Here is a 19,131-nt window from a genome sequence, read left to right on the forward strand (position 1 = left end):
AACCGATAAACCCCTACGGCACTACCCCGCCAATTTTTAATTTTTAATTCTTAATTTTTAATTTGAATTACTATCCCACAGTGCCTTCCAACGACACGCTGAGCAGCTTCTGAGCCTCAACGGCAAACTCCATAGGCAGCTTGTTCAAAACCTCCTTGGCATATCCGTTGACGATAAGGCCGACGGCCTGCTCCGTAGGTATGCCTCGCTGATTGCAGTAGAACAGCTGGTCTTCGCTTATCTTGCTCGTCGTTGCCTCGTGCTCCACTATCGCCGAGTCGTTGTGTATGTCCATATACGGGAACGTGTGGGCACCGCAGTCGCTGCCCAGCAGCAGCGAGTCGCACGACGAATAGTTGCGGGCATTGTCGGCATTAGGCGACACGCGCACCAGTCCGCGGTAAGAGTTCTGGCTGTGTCCGGCGCTGATGCCCTTGCTTATTATAGTGCTCTTGGTGTTCTTTCCCAAATGAATCATCTTCGTACCCGTGTCGGCCTCCTGATAATTGTTGGTAACGGCTACGCTGTAGAACTCAGCCACAGAGTTGTCGCCGCGCAGGATGCACGACGGATATTTCCACGTGATGGCCGAACCCGTCTCAACCTGTGTCCACGACAGCTTTGAGTTAACTCCGCGCAGGTCGCCACGCTTTGTAACGAGGTTGAACACTCCGCCCTTGCCGTGTTCGTCGCCCGGATACCAGTTCTGCACCGTAGAATATTTCACCTCGGCGTTGTCCTTTACGATAATCTCAACGATGGCGGCATGAAGCTGGTTTTCGTCGCGCATCGGGGCGGTGCAGCCTTCGAGATAAGACACATAGCTGTCGTCCTCGGCAATGATCAGCGTGCGCTCAAACTGGCCCGTGTTTCTTGCGTTGATGCGGAAATAAGAACTAAGCTCCATCGGGCTGCGCACGCCTTTTGGTATGTAGACGAACGAGCCGTCGCTGAACACGGCGCTGTTTAAGGCTGCGAAGAAGTTGTCGCGGTAAGGCACAACCGTGCCGAGATACTCTCTTACCAAGTCAGGATGTTCCTTTATGGCCTCACCGATAGAGCAGAATATGATGCCCTTCTCGGCCAGCTTCTCCTTATAAGTAGTCTTCACCGACACCGAGTCCATAATGGCGTCCACGGCCGTCTGGCCGCTAAGGATAAGGCGCTCTTCGAGCGGAATGCCCAGCTTGTCGAAAGTCTTCATCAGCTCGGGGTCAATCTCCTTCTTGCCCTCGTCCTTCTTCTTTGCCAGCGGGTCGGCATAATATGATATAGCCTGATAGTCTATCTCGGGCACGTTCACGTGTCCCCAGGTAGGCTGCTCCAGCGTCTTCCAGTAGTTGTAGGCCTTCAGGCGGAAGTCGAGCATCCAGTCGGGCTCGCCCTTCTTCTGCGAAATCAAGCGCACCACGTCCTCGTTAAGGCCCACATCGATTATGTCCGTATGCACGTCGGTGGTGAAGCCGAACTCATATTTCTGCTCAGCCACCTGTCTTACGAACTCGTTGTTTTTATTTATTTCTTTATTATCCATCTCTATTTGTCGTAATTTTGCAGAAAAATAAAAATCTGCTGTGGTCTGCAAAGTTACGAAAAAATATAATACGGCAAGCACATTATTAATGGAGAATTGAGAATTAAGAACGGAAAAACAAAGTTCGGCGCAAGCCAATTATGATTTGTGAAATTAAGTTTAGCGCAGGCCTATTATGAATAGGCTGTTCAGCGCTTAGCTATTTATTGATTGTGAATCGTGAAATATGCAGTAAAAAGTCATGACAAAATATTTTTTCAATCTAGGGAAACAATATATAACGGATGTTAATTTGTCCGTATCAACAGCGCAAGTTTATTAACACGTGTTCACATCTAAGATATTTTAAGAGCCTGAAATGGCTGATTTTTATATCCAAAAGCTGCACTTTCAGGCTGCAAAAGCATAAGTATTATATCGTAAACGGGCCACTTTTGATACAAAAGTGGCCCGGTAATATTTTTTAACTGTTGTTGTTTCACTTCACAAACAGCATAAGCCGCTGCTAATCAGCAGTTTATCAAAAGTGTGTGATTTTCGGCCATTTTCGAGCCAAACCACGCATCTGCAACGGGCACCGCCATTCTGAGAGCGTCAAACGTCCGGAATTTTTCGCTTTTATTTACAAATATGTCTATCGCCATGAGGACTTGACAAGCTATACGGGCATAACATACACAGCATCAGACCATATCCTCGCCAGTCCTTACCACCGGTACGCGCACGGTCTTGTGGAACGGAATGAAGCGTGATATTATGGCTATTGCCAGCGTCACGGCAAAGAGCCATCCCAGAATATGCTTCAGCGCGAGCAGAGTGCCCTGCTGCTGCAGAATGGTGTTGAGCGTGTTAGTGGCCATCTGCACTGCCTCGTCGGCTCCGTGTCCCTGCGCCAGCGCACTGTTGAAGGCCGACTGCCAGCGCGACGCGGCAAGAGGGTCGGCGGCCGACATGGTCTCCGACAGCTCAACCATATAGCGCTGCTGCAGGCGATAGAGCGTGTTGCTGTAGAATGCCGAGGCTATGACCGGCGTAAGCACCGAGCGGAACGTTATGAGGAAGAAGGCGTTGGATAGCAGATACTTGGGCTGAAGGTCTTCTACGGCAAAAAGCGCGAAGGCTATTATCAGCGCAAGCATGCCCAGACCTCGCAGGAACATCGGCAGATAGAGCATCTCGTAGGTGCTGTCGGGCGATATGCCGAAATAGAGCATGCCGAAGAACAGGGCAAAACACGACATGCCGCCGGCAATGAAGAAACGGAAACGCCACCGCTGCCAGCGGAACCACCAGAAGCAGATGAACGCGCCGAGGACATAGCCCGGCAGAAGCCAGATGTATATGGTGTAGGTGCGGGTGTTGTCGACATGCAGTATTGTGGTCATATAACTTGTCAGCAGGCTCGTGGACGTGCTGAAGAACATCACGAGCATCATATAGAAATAGCCGAGAATGGCTTTCCACTGGAACAGGGGCTTAAGGCTTACGAACGGACGGGGCGAATGAAACTGCTCCCAAAGGAACAGTGCCACGAGCAGAGGGGCTATGACGATGTAGATGCGTATGCGCGGAGAGGCCATCCAGTCGAGCGTCTTGCCGTAGGTTATCACATAGATGAGCATGAGCAGGCCGGTGGATATTATGAGCATCTCGCGCGGATGAAGCTCTTTCCAGGGTATGGGGCGCGCCTGACGGTCGATGCGGAAGAACATGATGACCGACAATATGGCCACGGCCAGAAGGAGCATCATGAAGTAGTACATATACTTCCAGTCGTAATGATAGGCCAGCAGGGCCGTGATGACCATCGAGAGCTGGCCGCCGCCGAACACGAGCGGATAGAAATAGGCATAAAACTCGCTGCGCACGTCTTTCGGACTGAATATGAACTTTATGCGGCGTATTATCCACAGCATAAGGAAGCCCTTGAGAAAGCCGATGATGAAACTTGCGGTTATCAGGAGGTCGATGTTGGCCTGACGGGCGCAAAACCAGCTCAAGAAGAACTGCAGCACGAGGTCGACAAGCAGAAGCGTCTTTGCCGGCAGCGCGTTAAGAATCTTGGGCACTATGGGATAGGCCACAGCCATGCCGGCCGACGCGGCATAATAGCCTATGGTGATGTCCTCGGTGTATACGCCCAGCGTATTAGACACCTCCACCATGCTTCCGGTATAGGTGCCGTTGAGCATGGCTATGGGCAGCATGATAATAAACACGGCTGCCACGGCCAGACGGTCGGGCACCCACGACCTGACGGGTATGTCGAGCTCCTTGGCTGTTTTCATTTGCGTCTGAGTGCTTCTGTTTCAACCATCATGCCTGCACGCAGCAGCCTCATGCTCTCCTCGCCGGCATCGTCGATGTCGATGCGCACGGGTATGCGCTGCTGCACCTTCACGAAGTTTCCTGCCGAATTGTCGGTAGGCACAAGCGAATATTTAGAGCCCGTGGCTTCTGATATGGCCGTAACATGGCCGTGGAACACGCGGCCGGGCACGCCGTCGACCTTTATGCGCACAGGCTGGCCTATATAGATGTTGGCTATCTGCGTCTCGCGATAGTTGGCCGTTATCCACTTGCCCGACTGCCTGACGATGTACGAGAGCGTCTGTCCGGCGCTGACATACTGGCCCGGCTCGAGCGTGCGGCGGCCCATGTAGCCGCTGTATGGCGCCGTTACCACGGTGTACGACAGGTTGAGGTTGGCCATGTCGAGAGCCGCCTCAGCACTGAGTATGCCAGCCTCAACGCCCACCTGCTTCTTGCTTGTCTCGTCATACTGCGAGCTGGCGGCCTCCTTCTGCCGCAGCAGAGCGTCATAGCGTGCCTTGGCAGCCTCATAGTTGGCCTTTGCCTGCTCAAACTGCTGCTCGGGCACCGACTCTTCATGCAGCAGGCGCTCGTATCTCTTGTAGTCCTGCTGCGCCTGCCACAGCTTTGCCTTTGCCTCGGCAAGGTTGGCATCCTGCTCGGCTATGCGCGTGTGCGACGTCTGTATGCCCGAAGCCAGCACCCCGCGAGAGCCGCGGGCGTTGAGCAGGGCGGCCTGTGCCTCCTTCTGCTTTATCAGATATTCGCGGTTGTCGAGCACAACAAGGGTGTCGCCCTGATGCACAAACTGATGCTCGCGGAAGCGCACTTCCTGGATATATCCGCCCACACGGACGTTTATCGGGGCTATATACTGGTCGACAAACGCGTCGTTGGTTATTTCGTAGCTTATGTATCGCCAGAAATAGTTTGCGGTCCAAGCCAGTCCAGAGCCGGCTATGATGACACACACTATGTTAAGAATGATATTACGGCGGCGCCGTTGCTTCAGGCGCTTATATTTCAGATGGATTATAGACATGTCGTTTATGTAGGTTACTTTAATAAAATGTTGTCCTTACTACAGTTCGCCGACAGCGCGCTGCAGTTCATAGTAGGTGTATGCCACCTGCGTGCGTGCCGTGGTAAGCTGCAGCTCGGCGTTAAGCCTTAGGTTGTCGGCGTCGAGCAGGTCTGTCAGTATTGCAAGCTGGTTCATATACCTGTTATACATTATGCGGTAGTTCTCAGATGCCTGCCTCACCGAAAGCTTCAGGGCCTCTACACGGCTGATGGCCTCACGGTGGCGCAGCAGGGACGACTGCACGGCCATGCGTATCTGCTGCTGTTTCTGCTCCTCGGCGTTATGCATGAGCTGAACGTTCTGCCGTGCCTCGCGCAGCTGATGGCGGTCGGTATAGATTGCCGACAGCGGATAAGACACCGACACGCCCACGTTCCATGCGTTGTTATACATGTCGGCCATAGTGCGCGAAACGGGACGCGCCAGCGTGTTAGACGCCGTGAGAGATACAGAGGGGCGCAATGCCGACTGCTTTATGCACACGTTGTTTTCGGCTATCTCGGTCTGTTTGTGCAGCGCAAGCACCGAAGGGTCGGCAAGCGATGCGCGCTCAACATAGTATTCATAGCTGTCCACATGACGCTCGTCTGCCAGCAAAGCCGTGTCGGGCATGAGCAGCAGGCGCTCGTCGAGCCCGAGAAGGATGTCTATCTGCTGCGAGGCTATGCGTATGTCGTTGTCTGTCTCCTGCAGTGCCAGCCGGTCGTCGGTGAGCTGCAGTTCGCTGCGCAGCACGTCGTTGTTGGTTATTACGCCCTCGGCCTTCAGGCGGCGTATGTCCTTCAGCCTACGCTCCGACTCAGCAATCTTTCTGTCAAGCACCATGTGCTGCTTATACATGCTGAAGAGTTCAAGGTAGCGGCTGAGCATGGCAAGCCTTATGTCGCCCTCGTCGGCAGCAGTCTGCAGCCGCGCAAGTTCCTGCTCAAGGTCGGCTTTGCGTATGGAATATTTTATCCGGCCGCCCTGATATACTGGCTGACTTACGTCTACCGTATAGTTCTGCTGCCAGTCGGGCGAGTCGGGTCTGGTAGCATGGCTCAGTCCGTTCTCCCACACTATCGGCTGGCCCAAATATCCGGCACGCAGCCCCACGCTGACCGAAGGCAGCCTCGACATGCGTGCCGTCTTGGCGCGCTCGGCAGCCATCTGCTCCTTCAGGCGGTCGGCAGCCACCTGAAGATGACTGCGCGACACCTTTGACAAAAGCTCCTCAACACTGAGATACAACGTGTCGCACGCTGTCTGCGCACATGCCGGCAGTGCAGCCGACGATGTCAGGAGCGCAACAATAAAAGTTCTAATATGTCTCGATTGCATGCTGCAGGTCTTTTAATAGTTTCTCCGTCTGCTTGATAACATCTTTGCCCAGTATCTCGTCAAGCCGCGTATAATATGCCGACAGCTTGGGAGATATCCACCGTCTGAAGGCCTCGCCCTCATCAGTAAGATAAACCAGCTTGTTGCGCTTGTCCTTAGGGTCTTCACGCCTGCAGACATAGCCTTTCTTCTCAAGATTCAGCATAAGATTAGTAAGACAGGCCTTATCCTTCGACGTCCTCACCGCCAGCGTCTGCTGCGATATGCCCTGTTCTGTCCACAGACAGCTCATTATCTGAAGCATCTCGAAAGTGATGCCTGCGCCCGAATCACGCAAAAGGCGCTGCATGGCCTGGCGTGATGCCATACGCGTACTTATAAGTTGGATGATGCAGTCGCGCGATGAAAAATGTCCGTTGTTATCCTCCATAAAATTCTTCTTTTTCTTTTCGGCTGCAAAAGTACATCTTTTTATCGAGATAGTCAAATATTTAACTAATTTGATTGCTTTCATGCAAGCACGGCATATTATGTGCAACCATGCCTAAAAGGAAATACTAAAGGAACTAATAGCCATGGAAAGGCAAGTAAAATAAACAAAAAGAAAGCAAAAGAAGAAACAGCAGGACACGCCCCAAAGCCTCAACGGACAAAACTACAAAACGGATTTTATCTTGCCGCGGCGTTATCCCAAATATTTCTTCTTTTGCTTCTGACGGCTTATAACTCAAAAAGCGGTGATTATGATTAAGCCCATGCTCACTGTCTTACCCAGATAAGCTTAGTGGTGTCGTAGCCGCGGCGCTGCAAGTTGTCGAGAAGACCGGTCAGCACCGACTGCGGCAGGGCCTTTGTGCGGCTCATTATCCAAAGATATTTGTCTGAACTGCTGCCCACGAGCGCATAACTGTAGTCGGGCGCAATGTCGAGCACGTAATAGTCGGCATAGAACCACAAGAAGAAAGCCACCTTCAGCTTGCCCGGCTCAGACGCGTCGGGCAGTTTGCCCTTGCCGTTGGCCGTCTTGCGCTTGCCGTCCTTCAGGCCTTCGTTCACCACCTCTATCCTGCCGTTGTCGAGCAGGGTGTATGTAGCCGTCACGTTTGTCATTCCGCGCTCAAACTTATGGTCGTAGCGCGCTATCTCATACCAGCGGCCCATAAACCGCTTGAGGTCGAGCTGCCTAACGGTGGTGTTGTCAACAGTAACCGGCTCGTCGGCACATCCGCCCAGACACATAAGCGAAAGCAAAAATAGCATTATCTTTTTCATAGGCAAAGGTTTTATGGTCAGCTAATCTAAGTCTGACGATTAATTTGACAGCAAATATAACAAATAAACGTCAAAATGACAAGATTTAAACGGATTTAGATAAAAATGCACGAAAACTTATGGCCGCATAATAAAAAACATCTGCATCATAATACTATCACTCCCAATTAGAATACCAACTTTAATCCAAGGAAATACCAGTTCGGTAAACGCTTTGCCCAGTTTGCCGCAAATCCATTGCCGCAGCATATTATATTATGTAACTTCGTAACGTAATCATCAAAATATTAGTATTATGAAAAAACTCCTACTATTGCTCGTCACTTTTATTGCAGGCATAACAGCATACGGCCAGGACGAGGGTAAAATAAAACTGACGCTGAACGTTGACAACCCCGAACGTGTCAGCGTTGCCATCTTCGGCGAACCGCTTGAAGGACTGAAAGAGGGCGACAACGAACTGGAGGTTGACCCGTGGACAAACATCGAAATCAGTGCGGCAAAAGGCTGCACGCTAAAGTCGGTGGTGAACTCTGCCGGAGAGAACATTGCCATCAGCTCTAACACTGCCACCATACTACTAACCGACGAGAAGACGGAAGAGACCCTGACCATCACATCTGAGAAAGAAGGCGAAGTGGCATTCACCATCGAGGTGGACAAGCCTTCGGAGGTAAGCGTGCTCGACTGCAACTACAAAAGCATCAGCCTCAACGAAGGAGTAAACGAAATGAGCATGCCGCAGAGCGAGCTGCCGCTCATAATAGGATCGGTGAACTACGGACAAGACCTTTACAGCGTTACGCTCGACGGCGTTGAGCAGACCTTCAACTACGGCTATAGCGTCATGCCGAAGGACGGAAACAAGATTGTGATAATAGCAGAGTTTCCCGAAAAGGACTGCACGCTGACCTTTGAACAGGCTGAAGACATAGGGCGCTTCTTCACCGACATACAGGTGAACGGCCAGTCGGCAGGCAACTTCGGCAACGAACTGACCGTACGCTGCGGCGACAACGTAAGCCTATATTACAATCCCGCATGCTGGGAGGACGAACAAAGCGGCACGCCACTAACAGTTACGATAGACGGCAAGACCCCAGCGTGGTTCGGCCCGGGCTACAGCTTCGTGGTGAAACACGACACAAAAATAATAGTTGAACAGGCCGTCAGAAAGCCCGAAATAACAGTAAACGTAAACATCGACAACCCTGACAACGTAATCGTCTACCGCGTGAGCGAAAGCTATTATGACGTGCTGGAGCTTGAAGCAGGAGCCAACACTGTCACCGTTCCGGCCGACGAGCCGTCGATGGCAATAATGGCTGTAAACGACGACTGCAGCATTGAGGGCGTAACCGTAAACGGACGGCCGCGCACGGTGGAATACTCCAACTACTTCAGTCTGACCGGACTTGAAGAGGGCGACGAAGTGGGCATATTCACCGCAGGCACAACATCTGTTGACAAGGTTACGACAACGGACGAAATCAGCGGCAATGTCTACACAATAAGCGGCACCCTGATAATAAGCAACGCCACGCCTGCAGACATAGCCCGCCTGCCTAAGGGCGTATATATCTGCAACGGAAAGAAACTGATGATACGCTGACACCCTATGCGCAAGGACAACCGCAGGCTGACCTTGCTCACGGCGAAGGCTCTGCAACAAGCATTGCAGAGCCTTTTGTCATGTCTGGCGCATAAAGCATAAGCGCCTGCATGACAGCAACGAAAAACAATACTAATGACCGTTTTTGGTTAAAATAAATTTAACGTTTACACCAATGAAATCGAAGAAAATAATTAACTTTGCAATAACTATGGGCAAAAAGCATAAAAGACTGATTTATAACGCCCTGGGCCTGATACTGATAATATTCTTCTATTCGGTTTTCTTTCAGGCCACATACTGCTGGATGCGCTTCGGCTCGCCGACATTCAACGGCGACTGGGGTTCGTTCATATATTCGCTGCCGTTCAACTTTGTTCCGTTCCTGATAATAGCCATAGCCGCCTTGTGGTCGGTATGGCTTACGCGCAACATTGCTGTTCTGTGGAAGAAGATAACGCTCGACCTGCTGATGGCCTCGTGCATTGTGATCATCGTAAACATACTGTTCCTGCTCACCACCGGACTTGAAATCAACTGGGGCGGCACGGTGTTCAACGGAATAATGATATGGATGGGCATAGAGTTCTGGGCTGTGAGCCTGCAGAGACAGCGTGCGCTGATACGCGAGAGCCTGCTGCTGAAGGAGAATGCCGCCCACAAGCTGCAGCTGCTGCAGTCGTATGTCAATCCTCACTTTCTGTTCAACTCGCTCGACATGCTCTGCTCTATGATAGAAGTCGACGAGAAGAAGCAGTCGCTCGAGTTCATAGAGAACCTCACGGCCTACTACCGCGGCATGCTCCGCCGCAAAAACGTGATGAAGGTAACGGTGAAAGACGAGCTTGAAACGGTGTTCTGCTATCTTAAGATTGTGTCGCAACACTATGGCTACAACCTCGAAGTAAAGGTTACGGGCGACAGAGATACTGACATGATGATAGTGCCGTTCTCGATACAGCTGCTCATAGAAAACGTGCTGAAGCACAACGTGATATCGGCCACGATGCCTATGACAATAACTATAAGCATCAAGGAGGATGCCATAACCGTGAGCAACCCCTGCCACCCCAAAAGCACCGAAACAGGCAGAAGCACGGGGATGGGACTGAAATATCTGAGCAGCATGTATGCCGCCAGCGGCAAGAAGACAGACGTAAGCAGATGCGGCAACATGTTCTCGGTAACGATACCGGCACTGTAGCCCATTAAAGAATATAATTAAAACACAGACGCTGATGAATTATGTTATAATAGAAAACGACTCTCTGAGCCTGCGGCGCATAAAGGCCATGTGCGAGAGGCTGCGGCCCGAATGGCACCTGGCGTTCACGGCATCAACCGTGGAAGAGGCGTGCAGGCTGTTTGAGCTTAATCCGGACATCGGACTTGCCCTGTGCGACATAGAGCTCGACGACGGCCTGTCGCTGAGCATATTCAGAAAGATACCGGCGGAGTTTCCCGTGATATTCATCACGGCTTTCGACGAATATACGCTCGACGCCTTCAAGCTCAACAGCATCGACTATCTGCTGAAGCCGCTTGAGGCGGGCGCGCTCGAGAGAGCCTTCATAAAGTTTGAGAAGATAGAGCGCCGCGTGCAGCGGCTAGCCGCCGAAACCCTCACAAGGCTCGAAGCCTCGCTTCAGCGTAAGAACTACATAAGCCGCCTGCTCATATCAATCAACGACCGCTTTGAGTCGGTAGACATCGGCACCGTGGCCTTCTTCCTGAGCGAAGACAAATATGTATATGCCGTATGCACCAACGGCAAGGAGCACATAACATCGTTCAGAAGCCTCAACGAGATTGACGACCAGCTCGACCCGCAGCGCTTCTTCCGCGTGTCGAGAGACGTAATAACCTCGATAGAAGCTGTGACGAAGGTGTCGAGATGGTTCAAGGGCAAGCTGAAGGTGAAGATTGAATGTATGGGCAACGAGCGCGAGGTGTGCGTAAGTGCCGCCCGCCGCGCCGACTTTCTGTCGTGGCTGGGCCGATAACGCCAAAAGCCCCGGACAGTGTTGCCGCCCGGGACCTTTCTGACACGAAGCCCATGATTCGTCTTTACTAATCAAAATCCAAACATTTCTAAAGTGCTGTTATATCTGTCACTTAATCACAATTGCCGTATCTGATGGCCGTCTGTGCCGTCGGCCTATTGCTCTGAGCTGAACTCATAGACAAACTTGCCGTTGTCGCAGTAGAATCCGTTGGTTGCGGCATTCGCAATGTCGAACTCTTTCCACACCTTGATTTCAGGACTCGTCGTGCAGCGGTTGCAGTAGAACAGCCAGATGTTCTTGCAGTCGCTTATGTCTACCTGCTTAAATTTATTCTCGCTCAGGTTCATGTAGCCCATGTTGGTGCAGCCCTTCACGTTTATCTCTGTCAGGCCGTTGCCCATGGCGTTTACCTCGTTAACGTCGGGATTATTCGAAAGGTCGAGCCTGCTCAGCTTGGCATACTCGCAATATACGCCCTGCAGCTTGACACACTCAGAGAGATTTACCTCGGTTATGGAAGTGTTGTCGAAGCGCACGCTTGTAAGCAGCGGACAGCCTGAAAGGTCGAGAGTCTTCAGATTGTTCTGTCCGCACTCAAGCCAGTCGAGTTTAGGACAGTTTGTCGGGTCGAACTCTGTCAGTCCGCAGGCATTGACGTTAAGCAGCTCGAGCGTAGGCTTCACCTTGGTTACGTCTATCGACCTTATGTTGCTGTTGGTGTGTATGGCGAGCGTCTTGAGCGGTGAGTCGGGCAGCACGAGGTTTGAGAGGTTGTTGCACGAAGCCACGAACGACTCGAGCGAGGTGCATCCCGTGAGGTCTATATCCTGAAGCATGTTGGTGTCGCAGATAAGAGTCTTCAGCACGCTGTTGTTGCCCAGTTTGAGAGTTGTCAGGGCGTCGTGCGACAGACTGACTGTCTCAAGCTTGACAAGCTGCGAAAGGTCGAGCGTGGTGCATTTTGAGTTGTTCACAATCTTAAGATATGTAAGGTTCTTAAGCGCCGCAACGTCAAAGTCGGGGAAGGTTACGTTCTCGCTGACAAGGCGCGTAAGCGACGTGAAGTGTTCAATGCCCGTTATGTCGGTTATGTCGGTCAGTCCGGTTATGTCTATCGTGCCGTCGTAAGCGGCAGCCTGGTCGAGCGAATAATATCCGCTGCCGTCGCCCAGGTTCTGGTCTATCCAGTTGCGGAAGGCCTCACACGGAACATACTTCTCGCTCAGAAGGTTGGTCTCGTCGACGGGCTTCTCTCCCTCGAAGACAATCTTCTCTACATCGCTCACTTTATATTTCACGGTTTCGCCGTTCTTCTGGAATACCGTAACTGTCTGTGACATGGCAGGCATGCATACAGCCGCCGTCAACAGGAATGCTGACATTATTCTGTTCATGGTGTTCATCTTAATATTATTTTATATGCGGTTTTACTTGTCTTTACTATAAGGGGCTGTCTGGGCAGCGTGCCGGCATCGATGGTGCAGCTGCCGCCGTTGTCGGCAACGGCACGGGCAACCATCTGTCCGCCATAGGTGTAGACGGCCACAGCCTCGCCGGCTGCAAGTCCTTCGACGCTTATTGCCGAAGAGCTGAACGAGAAGCGCACGTCGGGTGCGGTTACTGACTTGACGCCTGAGGCATCGACAAAATCGAAGGTCACTGTAGATGTCAGCGGATATTCCAGAGTGCTTTCGCCTGCCGTAACCACAAGTGCCGTCTCTGAGAACGTAACCGTGGGCTCGCTGTCGAAAGCCAATGTTATACTGTTGCTGCCGTCAGTGATGCGCAGCTCGCGCGGAGCCGCCGAGAGCTTACCTGCCGTGATGCACAGCATCATAAGCGTGATTGTGTAGGTTAATATTCTTCTCATTGCTTTTTTTCACAAAGTTAGCCATACACAAGCATAAATAAAACAAATAAACGATGAACTGGGATTTTAAGACACCGAACTAGGAATATGGGGCATAAGGCACAAAAAGGCATGACATGGTTTAAGCCAAGAGCATTTTGGCCCGGCCGGATTGCCGTCGTCATCAAGCAGGCAACGGCAGAAAACGCATGGACAGGGGCAACATAATTGCGGCAACTAAAATAACATGCCTGACGAAAGCTATTGAGGATGAACTATAACGACAGGTAAAAGACGGCAAATAAGGCTGCAATATGTGACCTTTCGCAATGCGAAACGTGGCCTTTTATGATGTGAAAGACGGCATTTTATAATGCGAAAGGTGTGTATTCAGACTGAAAGTATAAACAAAGGCTTGTGGTTTATAATAAGTAGAGTCAACCAATAACAGTTATAAAGTATAACCGGAATCAACTTTTATAAGGAAAAAGACCGTCTGAAGTCAACCAAACTTAGGAAAGGACAGACTATTAAACGCGCACAAAATTTTTTCTTAAAAACTCATCACTCGTCACAAACAGACATAACCGGCTGTATGTCAACGCCATAGAGCGTGACGAGTTAAAAATCCCACTCGTCACGCGTGATGAGTGGGACTTTCAACTCATCACACCTTATACTGCTGATAATCAGAATGATACATGGAGATGTGACGAGTGACGAGTGACGAGTTTTTATCAAAACTTTTTTATATCAGCATCACCAGCACATAAGTCCAATGCGCCACCATGCCGGCTGCAATGCCGCCGATGGTATGCGACACAATGGCCTTTGACGTCAGCTCGCGATAGCCGAGAGAATCGAGCATGGCTGTATGGGTGCTGAGGTATCCGCTCCAGCACATTCCGATGGCAGTGAACACGGCTATGGCGTTGCCGTCTACCCATCCGGCGCTCATAAAGCCGGGTATAAGGCCGAGCGACGCGCCAACTGCGCCGAGAGCTGTTATGGGGAATGCCACCTGATGCGGGTCGTTGAAGCCGAAGAGCCACGCAAACAGGAAGTCGATCTTGTTGGCGAGCCACGGCAGAAGCTCTACGCCCTGATACGGCGAGCCGTCGTAGCCGTTGGCTCCGGCGCCGAACGTGAGCATCATGACGAGCGTAGATATAATAAGCACACCTGGAATGATGGCTATGCCGATGTCTACACCGGTGCGTCCGCCGTCGAGAAGCGAGTTGAGCGTGCGCAGGAACAGGCTCTTCTGCTCTTCCTTCTGCTCCTCTTCCTCCACCTCATGCGGGTCGCACACCTGCTCTTCAGCATACTGCGGATATGCCTTCAGAATCTTGCGCTGCATGAGGCGGGTGGACACGATGCAGCCGACAAAGGCTCCGAAGAGCCCTATGACAGGCTCGATGTAGAAGCCCTGCCCCACCATGAACACCATGACGAGCAGACCCATACCGAAGGCCGTTCCGAAGTTGGTGAGCGAGATAAACTGATATTTCTTGAAATAACTGCTGAAGCGCTTGTCCTGCGACAGCGAGATGATGGCCGGATTGTCCGACAGGAAGGTCATTACGGCTCCGAGCGATGCCACTCCGGGCAGATTGAAAAGCGGACGCATGAGCGGGCGGAGCAGCTTCTCGAGCAGGCTCACCACGCCGAACTCAACAAACAGGCGGCCGATGGCGCCCGTGATGACGCAGATGCCCATGAGATAAAACACGGTGTTGAGCAGAAGGTCGTGGGCGGTCTTCATTATGGTGTTAAGCATATTGGGCACGCCCATGATTGAACCGATGTAACCGAAAAGCGCAAAAATTACGCACAGACAGACTATTCCGCTCGGTATGGCCTGCCAGACTCTCTTTAACATTGTCTTCATCATAGCAGTTATTAAGGTTAAGTTATATCTTTTGTTCTGCAAGGCGTCCGGCTGCATGCCGCTGTGTCTGGACAGCCGGACGACAGTATAACAGTCAGAAAGAACGGTTTTTAGTTGTCGTCTTTCTTCCAGGGATTCTTCAGGCTAAGCAGGTTGACGTTCCACGTAAGACCTACGCTCATATAGTCGCGTCCGGGCTTCATGGTGCCTTCGGGGTTGCCGTTGGTGCCGAACGTATGTGCATACATGGCGTGCAGGCGGATGTTGTCGCGCGGATAAAACTCAACGCCGCCGCCAACTGATGTAAGCTCCGTGCCGTCGTACACCGAATAGTCGGCATCCTTGCCCGTATGGTTTACATCGTAAGTAACCTTGCCGAGCAGATTAAGCTTCTCTATCGGGCGATAGGCAAGCTCTGCCATTATAGAGCAGTCTTTAAACAGGAACGTGTGCCCCGACGAAGCGCGGTTCATGAAGTCGGCCTCGATGCACAGCTTGCCGAGCGTGAGCTTATGGCCGAGAGCAAGATAGCTGATATACTTGCCGGGCATATATTCAACAAGGTTGGCCGAATACATCGTGCCCAGGCAGCCGTGGTTGCCTATCCACATAAGGTTATACGAATACATGTCGGGGGCATTGGAGCGGTAGATGCTCTGGCTGCACTGCGCTATAAACTTGCTGTGCCTGCCTGGCGTGGTGTAGCTGACAGTGGCCGCGAGCTGGAAGGGCGATATGTTGTTCCAGTATTCAGATGCTGCATAGACGTCCACGGGGTTCTTGTCATACTCATATCCGCCCACTGCCACGACATCCTTACCTGCCGAAAACTCCCACTGGCCGTCGGGAGTATATACTACGCGGGCCCAGTCAGTAGCATCAAAGAAACTCATGTCTGAATGCCCCACGTTAAGACGTTGGCGATAGGCATAAGAGAAATGCTCGTCTATCTTTCCGTCTATGGCAAACATAAGATATTTTCCCTTAAAGCCGGAGTTGTCGTGTATGGCCTCACCGTTGATGTATTCTCTCTGGTAGTCGACCCTTGTAAGCATCTTCAGCCTCAGTATTTCGTCCTGCGCATTGGCGGTCAGGACACACGCACCGAACAAAACGGCACCGATAAGCTTTTTCATTTATTATATCAGAATTTAGGTTAATCGCATTAAACGAGTGCAAATATAGTATAAATAGTGTATGGCGCAAAATAATAGTGAATGAAATATGAATAAAATTTCACGGCACAAAAAAGCGCCGCCCCTTAAAAGGAACGGCGCATAATGAAGAATCTATTTGTGAAAGAAAAATCACTCGTTATGTTATAGTTTCTGCTTAACCTCAATCTCCATGAAGGTCTCGAGGATATCGCCCACCTGAATGTCGTTGAAGTTGACCAGACTGATACCGCACTCGAAGTTGACACCAACCTCCTTGACGTCGTCCTTGAAGCGCTTCAGGGCATTGATTTCGCCGGTATGAACCACGATACCGTCGCGCACGACGCGCGCCTTGTCGGTGCGGTGAACCTTGCCTTCGGTAACATAAGCTCCGGCAACGGTTCCGACCTTAGAGATGTGGTAAACCTCACGAACCTCAACCTGACCGGTAACAACCTCCTTCTTGACCTTCTCGAGCATACCCTCCATAGCCGACTTGACGTCTTCTATGGCATCATAGATAACCGAATAGGTATTGATTTCAACGCCTTCCTGGTCGGCAAGCTTGCGGGCTGCTGCCGAAGGACGAACCTGGAAGCCCACGATGAGGGCGTCAGAAGCATCGGCAAGCGTAACGTCGCTCTCTGAAATCTGACCTACGGCCTTGTAGATTACGTCCACCTTGATCTTCTCTGTAGAGAGCTTGATGAACGAGTCGCTAAGAGCCTCGATACTACCGTCGGTGTCACCCTTGACGATGATGTTAAGCTCCTTGAACGAACCGAGGGCAATGCGGTGGCTGATGTCGCTGAGGGTGAGTCGCTTCTGTGTGCGCAAGCCCTGCTCGCGCTGCAGCTGCAGACGCTTGTTGGCAATCTCGCGTGCCTCCTGCTCGGTCTCAAGCACATGGAAGGTGTCGCCGGCTGTAGGCGCTCCGTTAAGACCGAGAATGATGGCAGGCTCTGCGGGAGATGCCTTCTCGATGCGCTGGTTACGCTCGTTGAACATGGCCTTGATGCGGCCATAGCTTGTTCCGGCTATCACGTTGTCGCCTACGCGCAGTGTTCCGTTGCTTACAAGCACCGTAGACACATATCCGCGGCCCTTGTCGAGCGACGACTCGATGATGCTGCCCGTAGCCTTACGGTTAGGATTGGCCTTGAGGTCGAGCATCTCTGCCTCGAGAAGCACCTTCTCCAGAAGGTCGTCAACGCCGATGCCCTTCTTGGCACTTATCTCCTGACACTGGTACTTACCGCCCCACTCCTCTACGAGCAGGTTCATGTTGGCCAGGTCTTCGCGTATCTTGTCCGGGTTGGCTCCCGGCTTGTCTATCTTGTTTATGGCAAACACCATCGGAACGTTGGCTGCCTGAGCGTGAGCGATGGCCTCGCGTGTGGTAGGCATGACGCTGTCGTCGGCAGATATGATGATGATGGCGATGTCGGTTACCTGAGCTCCGCGGGCACGCATGGCGGTGAAGGCCTCGTGTCCCGGGGTGTCGAGGAAGGTTATCTTGCGGCCGTCGGCAAGCGTAACGTTATACGCTCCGATGTGCTGCGTGATGCCTCCTGCCTCACCGGCAATCACGTTGGTGTTGCGTATGTGGTCGAGGAGCGATGTCTTACCGTGGTCTACGTGTCCCATCACTGTTACGATAGGAGCGCGCGGCACGAGATCGTTCTCGTCGTCCTCCTCCTCGGTTATGGCTTCAGAAACTTCCGCACTTACATACTCTGTCTTGAAACCGAACTCGTCGGCAACAAGGTTGATGGTCTCGGCGTCGAGTCGCTGGTTGATAGAAACCATGATGCCTACGCTCATACATGTACCGATTACCTGGTTTACAGATACGTTCATCATGCTCGCAAGCTCGCTCACGGTTACAAACTCCGTAAGCTTCAGCGTCTTGCTCTCTGCCTTTGCCTCAGCGCGCTGCTCCTTCAGATGCTCCTGAGCGGCCTCGCGCTTCTCCTTGCGGTACTTGGCTCCCTTCTTGTTCTGGCCCTTGCTGGTGAGTCGTGCCAGAGTTTCCTTTACCTGACGTGCAACGTCTTCCTCGTTAACCTCGAGCGGCTTGTGGTTGCGCTTGCGGTTCTTCTTCTTGGCGTTGCCCTTGTCTGCGTGGCTGTCGCCACCGCCGTTGTTGTTCTGCTTAACGGCCTGGTCTATGTTTACGCGCTCCTTTGTTATGCGCGAACGTTTCTTCTTTCCGTCGGGATGAGCCTGCATGGCCTTCTCCTCGCGCTCCTTGCGGCGCTCCTCCTTGGTCTTCTTCTTCGGACGGGTGCTCTGGTTGAGCGAGTCGAGGTCAATCTTTCCGAGCACGTTCACCTTCGGTGCGAGCTTCTTCTCGCTCTTCAGTGTGAAGATTTTGCTCTCCTCCTTTACGGGTTCCGGCTCTGCCGGCTTTTCGGGTGCTGCCGGCTGCTGTGCCTGCGGCTCTGCGGCCTTGGCCTCGGGTTTTGCTTCGGGCTGAACCTTTTCAGGCTCAGTCTTCTTCTCTTCGACAACAGCTGTAGTATTGCCTGCGGGCTGTGCTGGCTCTGCCGGCTTCTTCTCAGCCGCCGCAACCGGCTGTTCGGGCTTAGGCTCCTGGCTCTTGGCCTGCACCGTAGCGGCAGCAGACTCTTTCACCTCGGGCTTAGGCTGTTCTGCAACGGCAGCCTCCTGTGGCTTTTCGGCCGGCGCCGCCGGTTTGGCGGCAGGCTTCTTGCCCAGGCTGTCAAGGTCAATCTTTCCAAGGGGTGTATACTTCTGCGGCTTTACGCTTCTCACAGCGTTGTCCGCCCGGCGCTCCTTGTTGCCGTCCGACTGGCGTTTCTTCTCCTTCGGATGCTTGAGCAACAGCTTCTCGGCCTGGCTTCTCACCTCCTTGTCCGACTTGAAAGCCTCAACAAGTGCGTTATACTGACTGTCGCTGAGCTTGAAGCTCAGTTCTTCTTTGACCTCTCCAAGGTCACTTCTTTTTCTCAGGAACTCAACTGCGGTCTGGAGTCCTATATTCAATTCTCGTATTGCTTTATTTAATCTTATGCTCATTTTCTTAATTAAGTAATTGGCTGTTGCCGAAATTTGTTTAATAATTCATAA

13 protein-coding genes and 1 pseudogene are annotated in these 19,131 nt (G+C 52.0%); 3 read left to right on the top strand and 11 right to left on the bottom strand.

Features of this window, described 5'->3' with window-relative positions:
• Positions 1–70: 70 nt before the first annotated feature.
• From sufB to EJL04_RS13515, 6 genes and pseudogenes are all read right to left on the bottom strand, one after another.
• Positions 71–1,534: a Fe-S cluster assembly protein SufB gene (gene sufB / locus EJL04_RS13490; RefSeq protein ID WP_125105385.1), complete on the bottom strand. Its 1,464-nt coding sequence runs from the start codon at positions 1,532–1,534 to the stop codon at positions 71–73.
• Between the two features lie 683 nt (positions 1,535–2,217).
• Positions 2,218–3,822: an MFS transporter gene (locus EJL04_RS13495; protein WP_125105386.1), complete on the bottom strand. Its 1,605-nt coding sequence runs from the start codon at positions 3,820–3,822 to the stop codon at positions 2,218–2,220.
• Positions 3,819–4,889 (bottom strand): HlyD family secretion protein, encoded by a 1,071-nt coding sequence (locus tag EJL04_RS13500; protein ID WP_021855945.1) that lies wholly within the window; start codon positions 4,887–4,889, stop codon positions 3,819–3,821. Before EJL04_RS13500 ends, EJL04_RS13495 begins: the two co-directional genes overlap by 4 nt.
• A 39-nt stretch (positions 4,890–4,928) precedes the next feature.
• Positions 4,929–6,251, bottom strand: coding sequence for a TolC family protein (locus EJL04_RS13505; RefSeq protein WP_125105387.1), 1,323 nt, complete (start codon positions 6,249–6,251; stop codon positions 4,929–4,931).
• Positions 6,232–6,681, bottom strand: a complete 450-nt coding sequence (locus EJL04_RS13510) for a MarR family winged helix-turn-helix transcriptional regulator (RefSeq protein ID WP_053398513.1) — start codon at positions 6,679–6,681, stop codon at positions 6,232–6,234. Before EJL04_RS13510 ends, EJL04_RS13505 begins: the two co-directional genes overlap by 20 nt.
• Positions 6,682–7,010: 329 nt before the next feature.
• Positions 7,011–7,451: pseudogene (locus EJL04_RS13515) on the bottom strand (lipocalin family protein); the annotation flags it as partial.
• A 367-nt stretch (positions 7,452–7,818) separates the two neighbouring features.
• Here EJL04_RS13515 and EJL04_RS13520 point away from each other — a divergent pair.
• From EJL04_RS13520 to EJL04_RS13530, 3 genes are all read left to right on the top strand, one after another.
• Positions 7,819–9,135 (top strand): hypothetical protein, encoded by a 1,317-nt coding sequence (locus EJL04_RS13520; RefSeq protein WP_125105389.1) that lies wholly within the window; start codon positions 7,819–7,821, stop codon positions 9,133–9,135.
• Positions 9,136–9,310: 175 nt separating this feature from the next.
• Entirely contained in the window at positions 9,311–10,339 is a 1,029-nt protein-coding gene (locus tag EJL04_RS13525) for a sensor histidine kinase (protein WP_125105390.1), read from the top strand.
• A 34-nt stretch (positions 10,340–10,373) separates the two neighbouring features.
• Positions 10,374–11,138: a LytR/AlgR family response regulator transcription factor gene (locus tag EJL04_RS13530; protein ID WP_021855951.1), complete on the top strand. Its 765-nt coding sequence runs from the start codon at positions 10,374–10,376 to the stop codon at positions 11,136–11,138.
• Between the two features lie 155 nt (positions 11,139–11,293).
• On the opposite strand, the gene EJL04_RS13535 is transcribed toward EJL04_RS13530, so the two are convergent.
• From EJL04_RS13535 to infB, 5 genes are all read right to left on the bottom strand, one after another.
• Positions 11,294–12,535 (bottom strand): leucine-rich repeat domain-containing protein, encoded by a 1,242-nt coding sequence (locus EJL04_RS13535; protein ID WP_125105391.1) that lies wholly within the window; start codon positions 12,533–12,535, stop codon positions 11,294–11,296.
• 5 nt (positions 12,536–12,540) lie between these two features.
• Positions 12,541–13,011, bottom strand: coding sequence for a hypothetical protein (locus tag EJL04_RS13540; protein WP_021855953.1), 471 nt, complete (start codon positions 13,009–13,011; stop codon positions 12,541–12,543).
• Positions 13,012–13,738: 727 nt separating this feature from the next.
• Positions 13,739–14,881, bottom strand: coding sequence for a CD0519/CD1768 family membrane protein (locus EJL04_RS13545; protein WP_206429392.1), 1,143 nt, complete (start codon positions 14,879–14,881; stop codon positions 13,739–13,741).
• A gap of 110 nt (positions 14,882–14,991) precedes the next feature.
• Positions 14,992–16,017: a porin gene (locus EJL04_RS13550; protein ID WP_021855955.1), complete on the bottom strand. Its 1,026-nt coding sequence runs from the start codon at positions 16,015–16,017 to the stop codon at positions 14,992–14,994.
• Between the two features lie 183 nt (positions 16,018–16,200).
• A complete protein-coding gene (gene infB, locus EJL04_RS13555; RefSeq protein ID WP_021855956.1) occupies positions 16,201–19,080 on the bottom strand; it encodes a translation initiation factor IF-2 in 2,880 nt (959 codons plus the stop codon).
• Positions 19,081–19,131 lie beyond the last annotated feature (51 nt).

The organism is Prevotella marseillensis, assembly GCF_900625065.1.
GTDB lineage: Bacteria > Bacteroidota > Bacteroidia > Bacteroidales > Bacteroidaceae > Prevotella > Prevotella rara.

What these genes read in the sequence shown, in the direction of transcription:
- sufB (WP_125105385.1), bottom strand. Translation starts at nt 1,534, where the DNA reads ATGGATAATAAAGAAATAAATAAAAACAACGAGTTCGTAAGACAGGTG.
- EJL04_RS13540 (WP_021855953.1), bottom strand. Translation starts at nt 13,011, where the DNA reads ATGAGAAGAATATTAACCTACACAATCACGCTTATGATGCTGTGCATC.
- EJL04_RS13550 (WP_021855955.1), bottom strand. Translation starts at nt 16,017, where the DNA reads ATGAAAAAGCTTATCGGTGCCGTTTTGTTCGGTGCGTGTGTCCTGACC.
- EJL04_RS13545 (WP_206429392.1), bottom strand. Translation starts at nt 14,881, where the DNA reads ATGAAGACAATGTTAAAGAGAGTCTGGCAGGCCATACCGAGCGGAATA.
- EJL04_RS13535 (WP_125105391.1), bottom strand. Translation starts at nt 12,535, where the DNA reads ATGAACAGAATAATGTCAGCATTCCTGTTGACGGCGGCTGTATGCATG.
- EJL04_RS13530 (WP_021855951.1), top strand. Translation starts at nt 10,374, where the DNA reads ATGAATTATGTTATAATAGAAAACGACTCTCTGAGCCTGCGGCGCATA.
- EJL04_RS13495 (WP_125105386.1), bottom strand. Translation starts at nt 3,822, where the DNA reads ATGAAAACAGCCAAGGAGCTCGACATACCCGTCAGGTCGTGGGTGCCC.
- EJL04_RS13500 (WP_021855945.1), bottom strand. Translation starts at nt 4,889, where the DNA reads ATGTCTATAATCCATCTGAAATATAAGCGCCTGAAGCAACGGCGCCGC.
- infB (WP_021855956.1), bottom strand. Translation starts at nt 19,080, where the DNA reads ATGAGCATAAGATTAAATAAAGCAATACGAGAATTGAATATAGGACTC.
- EJL04_RS13510 (WP_053398513.1), bottom strand. Translation starts at nt 6,681, where the DNA reads ATGGAGGATAACAACGGACATTTTTCATCGCGCGACTGCATCATCCAA.
- EJL04_RS13520 (WP_125105389.1), top strand. Translation starts at nt 7,819, where the DNA reads ATGAAAAAACTCCTACTATTGCTCGTCACTTTTATTGCAGGCATAACA.
- EJL04_RS13505 (WP_125105387.1), bottom strand. Translation starts at nt 6,251, where the DNA reads ATGCAATCGAGACATATTAGAACTTTTATTGTTGCGCTCCTGACATCG.
- EJL04_RS13525 (WP_125105390.1), top strand. Translation starts at nt 9,311, where the DNA reads ATGAAATCGAAGAAAATAATTAACTTTGCAATAACTATGGGCAAAAAG.